At 36.4% G+C, this 14,957-nt stretch carries 5 protein-coding genes; 4 read left to right on the forward strand and 1 reads right to left on the reverse strand.

Annotated elements, in window-relative coordinates; translation table 11 throughout:
- Positions 1-3 precede the first annotated feature (3 nt).
- Positions 4-5,925 (forward strand): T9SS type A sorting domain-containing protein, encoded by a 5,922-nt coding sequence (locus HHU12_RS19690; RefSeq protein WP_169658451.1) that lies wholly within the window; start codon positions 4-6, stop codon positions 5,923-5,925.
- A 320-nt stretch (positions 5,926-6,245) separates the two neighbouring features.
- On the opposite strand, the gene ahpF is transcribed toward HHU12_RS19690, so the two are convergent.
- The gene (ahpF, locus tag HHU12_RS19695) at positions 6,246-7,820 is read right to left on the reverse strand and encodes an alkyl hydroperoxide reductase subunit F (RefSeq protein WP_169658452.1); all 1,575 of its coding nucleotides are present in this window, start codon (positions 7,818-7,820) and stop codon (positions 6,246-6,248) included.
- Positions 7,821-8,371: 551 nt separating this feature from the next.
- Here ahpF and HHU12_RS19700 point away from each other — a divergent pair.
- The 3 genes from HHU12_RS19700 (at position 8,372) to HHU12_RS19710 (ending at position 14,957) form a co-directional block, all read left to right on the forward strand.
- Positions 8,372-10,195 carry an alpha-L-fucosidase gene (locus tag HHU12_RS19700; protein ID WP_169658453.1) on the forward strand — a complete coding sequence of 608 codons (1,824 nt, stop codon included), beginning with the start codon at positions 8,372-8,374 and terminating at the stop codon, positions 10,193-10,195.
- 125 nt (positions 10,196-10,320) lie between these two features.
- Positions 10,321-12,744 carry a hypothetical protein gene (locus HHU12_RS19705; RefSeq protein ID WP_169658454.1) on the forward strand — a complete coding sequence of 808 codons (2,424 nt, stop codon included), beginning with the start codon at positions 10,321-10,323 and terminating at the stop codon, positions 12,742-12,744.
- 683 nt (positions 12,745-13,427) lie between these two features.
- A complete protein-coding gene (locus HHU12_RS19710; RefSeq protein WP_169658455.1) occupies positions 13,428-14,957 on the forward strand; it encodes an SUMF1/EgtB/PvdO family nonheme iron enzyme in 1,530 nt (509 codons plus the stop codon).

The following is a 14,957-nucleotide window of genomic DNA, read 5'->3' on the forward strand; positions in this document are numbered from 1 at the left end:
ATTATGATAAAACAATCCTATTTCGCAATAAGGAGTCTTTACCTTACTGCTCTCTTTTTCGTGCCTTTTATCTCTTTTGGGCAATACAATTTTATTGAAATTATTGGTGAAGCCTCCCCTAATGGAGATTGGAATAATGGTGTCTTGATGACACAAGATTCTACCAATCAAGACCTATGGATGCTTACAGGTGTTATGCTTTCTGAAGGAGGTATAAAATTTAGAGCCGATAGCACTTGGGACAATAATTGGGGAGGAAATCTTTTTCCTAATGGAACCGCTGTAGCAGGTGGAGATAACATTAATGTCACTGTGAGTGGCACGTATGATATTACTTTAGATTTATCTACGAATACTTACTCTTTTAACAATCTAGCGAGTGAGAAAAATGGTGTTTCTATTGCAGAATATGGAGCACTTGTAGATATCTATAATAAGTTGGGAGGAGACTTCTGGAAAAATACCAACAATTGGATGACAGATGCGGATGTATCAGAATGGTATGGCGTATCGGTGATAGATAGAAAAGTGGTGGCTATCAATTTGAGTAATAATGGACTTTGGGGAACAATTCCTCCTTCCATAGCTCATTTGCAGTACATTACGTCACTTGATTTAAGTGTAAATGGTATTTCAGGGATGGATGCCCCGGAAATGGAGATGCCACTTTTGGAAGAACTGTCTTTACACAGAAATTACATTCAAGCATTACCGGATAGTTTGAACCGTATGTCAGCGTTGTCAACTTTGAGACTTACTAATAATACATTGTTACCTGATGTAGAATACGTGCTGAACAGAATGAGTTCACTGACGGCTTTGTATATCGATAACAATGATTTAGGTGATACTGTGGCTTATAATAAACTCATGGATTCTCAGTTGTTATCCATTAAAAATACGCTGACAAATCTTACTACTTTTGAATACACCAACCAAAAATATTCTTACTGTTGTGGTGATTATACAGAAGACGGAGATTCTACCACTTTATTTGTTCCTTATTTTGATGATCCAAAATACTCCTCTTTTCAGTGGTATTTAGATGGTCAGGAAATTACTGGAGCCAATGCATACTCCCTGAAAATTAAAATTTCCGAAAATTTGGGCAGTGCATATACTGTCACCGCTGTGAATGAGAATCTTCCGGGCCTTAGTTTAATGTCAAGCCTAATAACGCAGGTTGGTGCAGTGAGGAGAATGGAAATCAACACCACTCCTGCAGGTACAGAGCTGGATGATATTTATATTCATCTGACATCAGAAGTAAATAGTTTTTCGGATAAATATAAATTGACTTATGATGCTGATAAGGATGTCTATTATGCGGAGATAGAACAGAATAAAGGAGCATTAGGCTATTATTTCAGTTTAAAAGGGAGTGATCGTTTTAGAGAAACAGAAGTTGGTCAGGATGTGGTGAGACAATATGATCCATCAGGTCTTACGGCTTCAGATACTTTGCAGATCATAATTTCAAATTGGGCTGAAGTTCCAGTTCCTAATAACACCTGCAATAACGCTGAGGCAGTGACTTTGGGAAATCATGAATCAGATGGAAGCCCTAATTGGTATAAGTATACGGCTACAGAAAACATCAATATCTTCATTTCATCAGACCATGATGCTATGGGCTTAGAGGTTTACAATGCAGACTGTAATGATCTTACTTTACTTTCAACCAATCATTCCATCAGCCTAAATTCTGGAGAAGAAATATTGATAAGTTGGAAGCATAATGAAGATAAAGATGTTCCTTTCCAGTGGAGTATTTCTGAGAGTGAGTTTATCATAATTTCTCAGTTTGAAAACTGGAATATGGACTATGCAGTATTAATGCAAGAGGTATCTCCTAAAGTGTATGAGGCGACCACAAGGTTGAATCATAGCGATAATTTTTATCTGGATTGGGATGGTACTAATCTTTATAAAACGTATAATACTTCGGGGAAATCAGGAGATTTCAAAATACATTATAACTCAATGACTGATTCTTTGGCTTATGAACTTGTAAAAGAAAAAATCATTGCACCGCACCTTATTTACAGCACTGATCCTAATAACCCAGATAGTTCGTATTGGACTGCAGATGAGGAAATAATGATGGTCTTAGATTTAGAGGACACTTATTTTGAAAGCGATAATCAAGACAATGCCTACCTCTTTTTCTGGCAGAAGGATATAGGGCTTGCAGGAGGAGACAGCCTGAACGGCCCTTGGTTTGAATCAGCTGAAAGAAATAAACTTACGCATATAGAAGGGAGTAAATATTCATTTACATTCAATCCGTCAGCACACTTGAACCTGACTGCGGAAGAGATAGAAACAACAGGATTGAACTTCTTAGTAAAAACGAAAGATGGAGGGTTGAAAACAGTAGACTCTAAGGAAGCCTTTTTCCCTACTCGCTTGATGAATGAAAAGCATTTGACGCTAAAAGTAAATATGAATCTAGCCATTGAAAAAGGGCTTTTTGATCCATCCATTGATACTTTAGACGTGGCAGGTTCATTTAATAATTGGGGTACAAATAATCCTCCTACTTTGCTTTGGGACGAAGATCAAGATGGTATTTATACCGTTGATGTCAAGGTGTTTGATCTCTTTGATTTTGGTGGGAAAGAAATGATTCTATTCAAAACTAGAATCAACCAATCATGGAGTCTTGGAAGACATGAATATCGCAATCGTTTTATGGATAGAAGACATGAACTTCCTGATTTTAAAAATACGATTGAATATTGGTTTGATGATGAAAATGGTGATTATCCAGCTTCTAATTTTTCTATTGATTTAAAGAAACAAATTCATTTAAAAGAGTTTGATCTAGCGTCTGGTACTGTATGGTTGAACATCTATAAAGATTCGGTATTCTTGACTAAATATGAACTTGTAGCTTTAGATACGCAAAGTGTTTTCACTTTCAATTCACATTTGATGAATGAAGGAGAAATGTACGATTATAACTTCTCCTTTAAATCAGATGCAGATACATTGGAAGTTGTAGAAAAGGACATCAGAAAATACACTGTAAAAGCATCTGACAATAACCTGATGCACGTCTTTAATGATATTCCTAATGCTACAGTAGAGTTGAAAGTGAACATGAATTTAGCCATAAGCAAAGGAATATTTGACCCTTCAATGGACACTTTAGATGTAGCAGGTTCTTTTAATAACTGGGGAAATAGTGGTTATACAACTTATCTATGGGATGAAGATCAAGATGGTATTTACACCGTGAAAATTCATTATCTTGAACTGGGAGATTCTATAGAATTAAAAACAAGAATCAATCAATCGTGGCAACTGGGAGAGCATGAATTAAGGCATCGACCAAACAGAAAGTATTTTGTCAATGATCTCATGACTATGATTGAGTTTTGGTATGATAACGAGAATGGCGATTATCCAACCACGACTTTTGCTGTAAATCTTGAAAGAGAAATTCACCTGAAGCAGTTTGATCCATCATCGGGTACAGTTTGGCTGAACCTCTACAAAGGACTGGAACTGTATAATAAATATGAAGTGAAGGGTATTGATTCATTAAGCGTATATGCTTTCCATTCAAATCAAATGGATGAAGGGCAGAATTACGATTATAATTTCTCATACCAGTCGATGGGTGATTCCGTACCAACCGTTGAAAATATCTTTAGAACGTACACTGTCAAAGCGGACAGCAATAGCAGAACTCATGCTTTCAATGATAAGCCGATTGCCACTGTAACTGTAAATGTCAATATGAATTGGGCTATTGAACAAGAATTATTTGACCCACTGACAGATACGCTTGACTTGGTAGGGAATTTCAATAATTGGGGTACTGATGGTGTTGAAATTCTGGAAGATGCGGATGAAGATGGTATTTATTCTACAGTGTTATATGAATTAGATACGCTGGAATGTAAAGTTAGAATCAATCAATCGTGGGAATATGGGAGTCATGAATTGGCTAATAATGCGAACAGAAAATACCCGATTCTTCAGAACCAAGAAACGATTAATTTCTGGTACGATAATGAAGTAGGAACTCACCCTACAACAACTGTTGCGATTAATATGGCCAAGGAATTAAATGATGGCAATTTCACAACAGAGGTGCTCTATATAGATGTAATGAAAAGTGATTCTACTTTAATGAAACGTTATAGAGCGGAAACTTCAGAAGGAAACAATCTGTACACTATCTCTTCAAAATTACTGAATGATGGATTCCCGTTCTTATACAAAGCGGTCTATTATGAAACGGTTGAAGTAGACAGTACGGTCAGTGTAAATGAGATCTCTGAAAATGAATTCTCAAGTTTTACAGTAGGAGAGGAGAACAGAACTATTGAAAGATGGTTTAATGATGAGGTGCTGGTAACCACAATCACGCTTCAAGTGGATATGTCTGCAAAAATTGCTCAAGGCTTCTTTGACCCAACTAAAGATTCTGTAGACGTGGCAGGTACTTTTAATAGTTGGTCAAATGACAATGGAGAGTATAATCTATCTACTGAAGATAATAAGATTTACAGCATTACATTTGAAGTAGATAGCATACAAGAATACAACTTTAAGTTTAGAATCAATGGCAGCTGGAACGACCTCTTGCATGAGTTCCCTGGAAACGGTGCTTTAAACAGAGCGATAACACCAGAACTAGGGATAGAAAATATTTTCGTGTATTATTTCAATGATGAAAATATTGAAAACCCAGAAGTGCTTTTGAAAGTAAATATGGAACATCAAGTCGCATTAGAAAACTTTGATCCGACAGTAGAAGGTGTTGAAGTCCGAATCAAATTCTATGAGGGTGACGGTTTTTCTACTTACCCATTGATTTTGAATGAAGACGGTTTATATGGATTGCCTTTCAATAAATTAGGAACAGGAGAAACGTATACCTATAAATTTATGTACCAATACCCGAACGGTGAAGGTGGGTGGACTGTTTTTGAAGAAGACAATGACCGAACATTCTTAGTGGCAACAGGTCAGCAGACCACATCTGTATGGTATAATGATCAAGTGCCTGAAGAAAGAATTCTGGCAGTATGGAATGTCAATATGCAACAAATCATCAATACTGGCGGATTCAATATTTCATCGGATCAACTGACCATGAAAGGCAGTTTTAATAACTGGACCGAAGAAGTGACATTAACGCCGATTGCGAATGGTGGAAGTGCTTATACCACAAGCATTTCATTGCCAGCAGGTACGGTATACTACAAGTTATTTATTAATGGTGTAGAAGAGGTTTTCTTGGGACAAGATGCCAGCAACAACCGTTCTTTTGAACTTTCTGCAGACAACACTTTGATCAGTGTAGTGTATCAGTTTGAAGAAACCACAAAAGTAGAAGAGGAGAAAGTAGTGGCTGTTGAAACCGAAGAAGGAACTGTTGAAGTGGTGATTGAAATAGATGAAGTGATTGATGCTTTAGGGGAAGATATCACTATAGTGGCAATGCTAGCAGACGGCAGTCCGCTTCCGGAATGGATAGTTTTCGATCCTGAAACATTGACTTTCACCATTGATCCATCAAAAATTCCTTCTGGTCAAAGAGATAATGCATCTGTAGAAGACCTCGATATTGTGATTTTAGCCAATAATGAAGAAGGAGAAAGCTTGGCCATAGAAGTGAACTTGCCAGTTGATGAATACATAAGTAACATTACTTCTTTGGAAGACGTACTATTGCAAGGCGTTTCAATTTATCCAACTTTGATAGAACAGCAATTGAATGTAAAGTTTGATGCACCTTTCAAGGCTATTAATTATAACGTCATGGACCTTCAAGGAAAAACTATTCTTCAAGGTACTGAAAGTGGAGATTTTGAAATTGATTTCATTAATATGCAATCAGGCTTATATCTCATTCAGTTACAAAATGCGGATAAGGTTTCTACATTTAAAGTGATCAAAAAATAAGGACAAATTACGAATGAAGAAAATGGATAATATTATAGGCCGTTAAGTGGTTTTTTAAGCTGGATCGGTGGACGCTGTAATACAACGTCTCTGCAGACACTTTCAAATTATTTTGATACCGTGTAGGGATGTTGCACTGCAACGTCCACTGAACCACAATAATCATAACACGAACCATTTTTCTTTATTCTTAACTCTTCATTCATCATTAAAAAAGGCTAGCCCATTTTACCAGGCTAGCCTTAAAAGTTTGTCAAAACACTGTGATCTACTACAGCGTTTCTGGATTGAAAGTATGAGAGTTAGCGACGATTATATTTTTAAACTTCAGCAGGTGCTTCCGTTAATTTATTCTTGATTTTGTCTTCGAATGCTGAAAGTGCAGCCTTAGAACCTTCGCCCATTGCAATTACAATTTGCTTGTAAGGAACGATAGACACATCGCCTGCGGCATAAACACCAGCAATAGAAGTACGGTTATGAGCATCAATGATGACTTCACCCATACGGTTTGTTTCTACAATTTCTTTGAATGCATCACTGTTGGCTTTCAAACCGATCTGTACAAACACACCATCTGTAGTGATAGACTGAACATTTCCAGTTTCTCTGTCATTGTATTGGATACCTGTTACTTTACTACCATCACCATCTACGCTCAATGTCTCAGCGTTAGTAACTACTGATACGTTTGGAAGGTCGTTTACTTTATCTTGTAACACTTGATCACCTTTTAAAGTGTCCATGTATTCCAATACTGTAACTTCTGAAGCGATTGCCGCCAAGTCGATCGCCGCCTCTAAACCAGAGTTGCCACCACCTACAACAACAACTTTTTTACCTTTGAAATAAGGAGCATCACAGTGCGTACAGAAGGCTACACCAGAACCGATGTATTCCGTTTCACCAGGAACACCCAATTTTCTCCAGCTTGCACCTGTAGCGATGATCAAAGCAGGAGCTGTGAATTTCTCACCCATAGAAGTAGTGATTTTCTTCACACCATCTACCACCTGAACGTCTTCTACCATACGGTTTTCCAAGATGTCGATAGGGTAATCTTTCAAGTGACTGTATAAGTTAGCAGTCAATTCAGCACCTGTTGTTTTTGTAATTGAAATCATGTTTTCAATACCCACAGTTTCCTTCACCTGACCACCGATCACACCGGCAATCACCGCAACTTTAAAACCTTTACGAGCAGAGTAAACCGCTGAAGAAACACCGGCAGGGCCACCTCCAACTACAATTACATCATATTCTTTCTCTACTGCCTCAGAAGCATCAAAGCTACTGCCAGCAATATTCTCTATTTTACCTAATAACTCTCCTAATGAAGCTCTACCTACGTGCAATTGCTCACCGTTTGCAGTGACTGTTGGTACCGCTTGGATTCCTAAGCTTTCCACTTCCTCTTTATTGATACCGCCATCGATAATATGGTGCTCAATATTAGGATTATAGATCGCCATTACGTTCAGTGCTTGAACAACTTCAGGGCAGTTGGTACAAGTCAATGAGATATAACTTTTTACAACTACTTTTTCGTTGATTCCTTTGATTTTGGCAGTAATCCCTTCATCAGGTAAGTTTTTACCAATTCCTTCCATATTCAGAACAGCCATCAAAAGTGTAGTGAACTCATGACCGGTTGGCACTGCTCTAAAAATGATATTATCTACAGTTTCACCATTTTTACTGATTGTAAAAGAAAGACCTTCACCTTCTTTCACCTCCAAGGCAACTTTATCTGAACAAGAAGCTACATCTTCTAATAAATCTACTAAAGATTGTTTGCTAGGATGATTCGCTTCAACTTCTACATTGAAAGTATATTTGTTGTTTAGATTATTGAAAAGTCCTACTACTTGGTTTTTTAACGCTTGTTCTAACATGGATTATTTGGTTTTTATATTTTTTGAGTACTAATTCAAAAATATTTTGTAGTTAATTATGTCTTAGTACTTATGTCCTTTTATCATTATTGATGCAACAAATGTAAGACGACTTTTAGGATAAGTAAAATTGATTGTTCCTATGATGGTATAAGTAAATCTTATGAGGACAGATGAATGTTTAGTAATGACGCCCAATAGAACTTTTCAAGAACTTATTTTCAATGGAGCTCAACAAACTTGAAGATTACAGTTATCAAATGACAAATTTACCCACTTTTTATTCCTTTTTTTATCTCAATTTCACACGGGTTATAGAATCGAGTAAGTATCAATATTATTTGAGAACATAGTTTTTAAATGTAAATCATAAATTGCGAGGTAAAGGTTATGTATAGCCACGAATATCACAATTGATGCAGATTTAATTGATAATCTATTGCTGAATATTAATAGTACTAATGAATGCAAGATTTAAGCAAAGTTGCAAGAAATGAAATAAGTAAAATTGTACTGTGATTATTTTTTAAAGACATTAAGTCAATCGAAGTATGAAAAAGTTATTATTAATAAGTTCTCTTATTTTAGTCTCTTTTCTAGCAATTGGTCAAGAAAAAGAGAAGGGTATGGATGAGCTTTGGGGTGAAGATGAAAAAGCGAATTATACAGATAAAGATTATCAATGGTATAAAGAGGCAAAATTTGCCATGTTTATTCATTGGGGTTTATATTCTGAACTAGCAGGTGAGCACAACGGCAAACACTATTATGGTATTAACGAGTGGATTATGCGCAGAGCGGCCATCAAAACTGGAGAGTACCGTAAATTGGCAGAGACTTTTAATCCAGTTAAATGGGATGCTGATGAAGTGGCTCAATTGGCAGTAGATGCTGGTATGAAGTACGTGGTTTTAACTGCGAAGCACCATGATGGATTTGCATTGTTTGATTCAAAAGCGAGTGACTATAACATCTCAAATACACCTTATAAAAAGGATATTGTAAAGCAGTTGGCTAAAGCGTGTAAGAAAAAAGGAATCCGTTTTGGTTTCTATTATTCTCAAATGCAAGATTGGAATGAGAAAGATGGTTTTGGCAACACTTGGGAGTTCGATGCTAAAGAAGCCAATGTACAAAAATACATGGAGGAGAAAGCACTTCCGCAAGTAAAAGAGTTGGTGACGAACTATGGTGACATCGGATGTATCTTCTTCGACACTCCAGGTCCAATCAAACATGAGCAAGTTTTAGAGTTGAAAGCGTTAGTGGATAAATATCAACCGAACTGTTTAATCAATAGTAGAATTGGTAGAGGTTTGGGTGACTTCAAAACGTTAGGTGATAATGAGATTCCTTCCGAGCCTGTAGATGGTTTATGGGAAACTTGTGATACACACAATAACACTTGGGCTTACAGTAATTTTGATTTCAATTGGAAAACACCAAAAGAAATTTCACACCGTTTGATCGATGTGATTTCAAAAGGCGGTAACTACTTGTTCAATATTGGTCCTAAAGGTGATGGTTCTGTTCCTGAGGTATCAGCTATGATTTTAAGAGAAACAGGAAAGTGGATTGCAAAATACAAAGAGGCAATTTATGGAACTGAAGCATTGTACTTAGGCGGTCAAACACAATTTGCTGCTACTCAAAAAGGAAACAAGATGTACTTGTTTATCAAAGAGTGGCCAAAGGACAACAAGATCTATTTACCAAAATTCCAGTCGAAAGTAAAGAATGCGTACTTCTTGGATGATAAATCAGCAGTTACAGCTACAGATTTAACTTCATCTACTGTAGTGACGTTCCCATTGAGAATGCCAGACCCTGTAGCTTCAGTGATTGTGGTAGAATTTGACAGTAAACCAAAATTAAATTCTGATAAAGTATTCAACACAGGTTTAGTAACAAAATTATTACCTCACGAGGCAAAACTGACTGCTTGTACTTCTGACAAAATCAGATGGATGGAGATCTTCGGTGACTGGCATGCAGTTCCATCGATCCAAAATTGGTCGCAAAAAGGAAGCAAGGCAGAGTGGGAAGTGAATATTCCACAAAAAGGAATGTATATCGTAACATTAAATTACGCTTGTAATGAAGATGCTGATATGCAGGAAGGTATCTTGAATATCGACGGTAAAGAATACTATTTTGTTCCTACTTATAGTGGAGACAAAAAACAAATTAAAAACAAGTTTGAAAACAGAACAATCCGTGTTTTCAAAGACAGAAAAATTGGTGTAGTAAATTTTGATAAAACAGGAAAACAAACCATTTCTGTAACATTAAACACAGACGATGCTTCAGGATGGATCAATTTGGCGTCCATTTCTTTTGAGCCAATTATCCCTGTAGATTCAGACAATATTTAGTTTGAGTTAAGAGTTAAGAGGTGGTATGATTTAATAGGTCAAGAACTAAACTTCCTTCATCCCTCTTAACTCTTACTTCTTCCCTTTTCCCTCAACGTTCTTACCTACACTTAATCAGATTTGAAATGAAAAGAATTATAGCTTTATTTTACCTATTACTCTGCATTACTTCTCTTTCCTTTGGGCAGTTGCCGAAAGAGTTATGGGAATATGCGGGGACGAATACCTACATGTATCATGAAAATGATATTTTTGGTAATACCCATTTTGATATACAGACCGACCATCATTTTTTAGCCTTCAATTACAAAGATTTTAAGTTAGAACAGTTAAGACTCATTGATCAAAAAGAAGTTGGAAAGGACTATCTTGATAAAGTGCAAGAACAACCTTTCGATATTTTATCACTTTACGTGCTGCATAAAGGCCAAAAGTACAAGGTAGTCCGTATGGAAAGTGATAAAAAATATGCTGGTGAATTGATTGAAAGCGGTCAGTTTTATCAGAGAAGAAACTTTCCGGATTTATTATTAGAGAATGGTCCTGATGTGAAATTATCATTTGAAATTGCATCTTGGACGGATGCATTAGGTTTTAGATTGGTATTTGAAGAAGGGGCTGTGAAAGAAGAGGAGTGTGAATTACTGATTGAATTAAATCTTCCAAAGGAGCAATATTCAGTAAAAAATAAAAAAGGAAACTTCATTGCGAAAGCAAAAAATGGAAAGGCTTGGAACATCTTAAGTAATGAAAATGCAGATGAAATTACAGTCGAAAAAGGTGTAGTGACTGCAAAAGCATCTTTCACAGAAAAAGATGTGAATCTAACAATGCACATCGTACAACCTACTTACCATGAAGAAGGGTTCGAAATTACAGCCAAAGACCTTATCCGACCTAACAGACCTGTAGTTGTGACTAAAAGTGCTGAACAGCAAGCTACTGTTATTTCATTAAATAATACTATGAAGCCAAAATTCGGTATGGAAAGAGTGGCGTTGCAATTGGAAAACAAAACTGACAAGCCACAATTACAGCGTTTGATTTTTGAGCGTTTAGAAAATGTGACTGACATCACAGGTATTTCTGTGCTTTTAAGAGACAAAGAGGGCAACCCTACAGGAATTCCGGTACAGATTTCTAAAAACTGGCACAATCAGAAAACATTCAAATATCACGGTCCATGGTTAAGAGCGTATACAGTGGTTTGTTTGCCACCAAATACAAAAGTGGAGTTAGAAATGTCTAGAGTGTCAGGTTTCTGGGGATCATTGCCGGCGGTTTCTCATAATCAGTTGTCACTGACAGGATGGGGAAGAAAATTAATTGGTAATCATCAGCTTTGGGATCAGACCGCCATGGGTGCTTTTGGTGAAAGTATTTGTTACGAGCCAGATTGCGGACAGGCCAATACTCTAATTACCGATGTTAGACCATTTTTGATTAAAAGTGATGATGACAATAAAATTGGTCCTAGAAAATGGAATTGGACGCCTAATGTGGGTGGTGGTGATTTTATGCGAGTTTACAACAAAGAAGGAAAGAAATTAAAGATCAAAAGAATCAAATCACATTACACGCGTAATTGTCCAAATCTTACAGAGGTCACTTACACAGGATATACGAGCAAGGACGAAGCTTCTTACAGTTTGACTTCAAATATCATGAGGAACGATGATTATTTGAGGGTGATCTTTACAATGGAAGTGGAGGTAAACGAAACTTTGGATTTTGAGCGCTTGGCTTTGGCACAATTTGGTGCGGAAACGTATTCATACTCTGTGGAAAGAAAAATTGCTTGGGGTAATGCAGAGGGTATGATCAAAGAAATGAACAATATCCATAAAGAACGTCAATACACTAATCGAGATATTGTGATTGAAGGTGACAACCCTTGGTTCAGTATGCATCAGGCCAAAAATATGGAGAGTGATAAATATGCTGTTTGGGGCAATAAAGGAATCGTATTGAAAGATTGGTCTGCTACTGTAGGTGGAAAGAAAATCAAGCCTCATTTCTCCACTTATTCATCAAGTAAAACAAGAGCAAAAGAGCCTGTTACGTTGGTGGAGGTCAATTTACCTTCAGAAATCAAGCAATTAAACAAAGGCGATAAGATCAAAATGGTGATTCAGCTTTGTGTTTTCCCACAGGAAGCGAAGAGTTATTATGGATCAAATGAGGTATTTAGAAAAGCGTTGTTTGCTGGTGAAGATACTTGGAAATTGATGCACAGAGAAGCGGATCAGAATAGAGTAAAAGTGAAAGTGAAGAAAGGAAAATTGGTTAGAAATTACCCGATGAAGATAGAGGCGAAGAACAATGAAGTAGTCGCAGATATTTCAGGAGGTTTAGCTTATGTTCCTGTAACTGTCTCAAATCTTACAAGCTACAAAGACTTTAATATTACCTTCAAACATGAAGGAAAAGAAATAAAATTCGATCAGGAGAGGTTTGGAAATGACTACTATCAAGTAGATTATAATGCCGAATCAAAAACATGGGAAGCCACTTTCTCTGTACCTGTTGATGAATTGTTGCCGAATTAAATTTAGTTGATAAGGGAAGCATGATCATTAGTATTTGCTTCAACATTTATATTTAATTGAGTAATATGAGCACGAGTGAGATGATTGTTTCACTTGTGCTTTTTTTATTTTTGTGTCAAAAAAATTGACCATGTTGTGGGTCGTAAAATGGTTTTTATGATGGTTCAGTGGACGTTGTAATGCAACATCCCTACAACGGTCTCCATCATAAATGATATTCTACCATAAATTCACTGAACCACAACACGAACCATAATTCTTCATTCTTCATTCATAAAACTCTTGTGTATTAAGTTATGAGCAGTGTTAAAATTTTTTTTTTAAGATTTAAAAAATTACGTTTTCATTTTGTCATTGGAAATTTAAAAGCAAATTTCAATGATGGAAATGCAATTATTTGAAATATTTGTAGCACGATACACCTCTTTCAAAAAAGTTCACGCTTTTTTTAATTATATATTTCGAAGAAGACTTTGCCCAAAAAATTCTCACAAAAAGTAAAATAGCTCTTTTTTGATAGTTTAAGCCTTATTTTCAGATTGTAAGATGAGGACAAACTTTTGAAAGATGTATAATTTACCATTAATATTTGTTTTAGGATATTGCTTTTGAAATCAGAATGAAATGATAAGTAAAAAACTACTAGACAGTCATTTTTACTATTGGAATTAATACTTAATAATATGAACAAGACAAATACTTTTTATTTTTTTATGCTGTTCTTGCTTTTGCCCTTTCTTTCTAAAGCGAACAATCTACTGATAGAGAATGTCTCTATACCTTCCAAAAATTCATCTACTAAAACAGCTACTATACAGTTTGATATTTCTTGGGAGAATTCTTGGAGGGTGACAAGTGCACAGAATAATTGGGATGCAGTTTGGGTCTTTGTTAAGTTTAAAAATACAACCACAGATTATTGGCAACACGCTACACTAAGCTATGGCAGTAGTCATAGTTCAACAAGTAATTTGGCTACAATCGATAGTGATGATGATACAGGTACAGGGTTTTCAAAAGGAGCCTTTATTTACAGTGCTTCAACAAAATCACAAGGCAATGCCTCTTATCAAGTACAACTAGAATGGCAATACGGTCAGGATTCACAGGGAGATGATGATACTTTTGAAATAAAAGTTTACGGTATAGAGATGGTGTATGTGCCTAGTGGAGCATTTTATTTAGGTACTGGAGGCTCAGATCCTAAAACATTTTATATGTACAATAATGATAATGTAAATGATAGAAGCGTGCCTTACTTTGTAGAATCAGAAGGAGCTATTACTGTAGGTACCACCAATGGGAATCTATATTATGATACTGATGAGAACTCAGGAACTTTTAGAGAAGGAGATATACCTGCAGATTTTCCTAAAGGATTTAGTGCTTTTTACTGTATGAAATATGAAATTACGCAAGGACAATATGCAGACTTCTTAAATATGTTGAGAACTACTCAAGTTAGTGTCAACCATATTAGTAAATCTGAGACTTATGGTAATAATTTGGAAACAGATGGATCTACCTATTCATCATCAACTTCTTTCTATCCTCAAGTACAGCTTAGTCACCGTAAGATATTGAATTATTTAGAGTGGGCATGTTTAAGGCCAATGACAGAGATGGAGTATGAAAAAGCGTGTAGGGGAACTCAGACACCTGTTGCACTCGAATATGCATGGGGATCTACGGATATTAATGATGGATCGGAATATACTATTGATAATGGGCAAACAGATAGTGAAGTAGTTGCGTCTTCTAGTTATTCTGCTTCTTCAGGTAATATTGTAATGAGTGCTACTGCACCAGACTCGGGTACTGGCAACCACAAACCTCTAAGAGTAGGAATCTTTGCAACTTCTGGAGCAAGCAGAGTTTCTTCAGGAGCTACTTATTATGGTATCATGAATATGTCTGGAAATGTGACAGAACTTGTAGTGACAGTATCAGTAGAACCCGGTAGAAGCTTTGATGGTTCACATGGATCAGGTGCTTTAGATAATGTAGGTAACTACACCAATACAGGATGGCCTAATACTGCTGTTGATGCCTCTGCCACTGATTATGGTTATGGTTCAAGAGGTGGAGCTTACGTTTTCCCTAGTAGTTTCGGTTATGTGTCGACTAGAAATTATGTTGCTTACCGTTATCATGATTCATCAAATGTGAGGGAATGTGGAGGTAGAGGAGTAAGAACAGCCCCAAGTAACTAA

Origin of the sequence: Flammeovirga aprica JL-4, from assembly GCF_012844305.1 — a bacterium.
GTDB lineage: Bacteria > Bacteroidota > Bacteroidia > Cytophagales > Flammeovirgaceae > Flammeovirga > Flammeovirga aprica.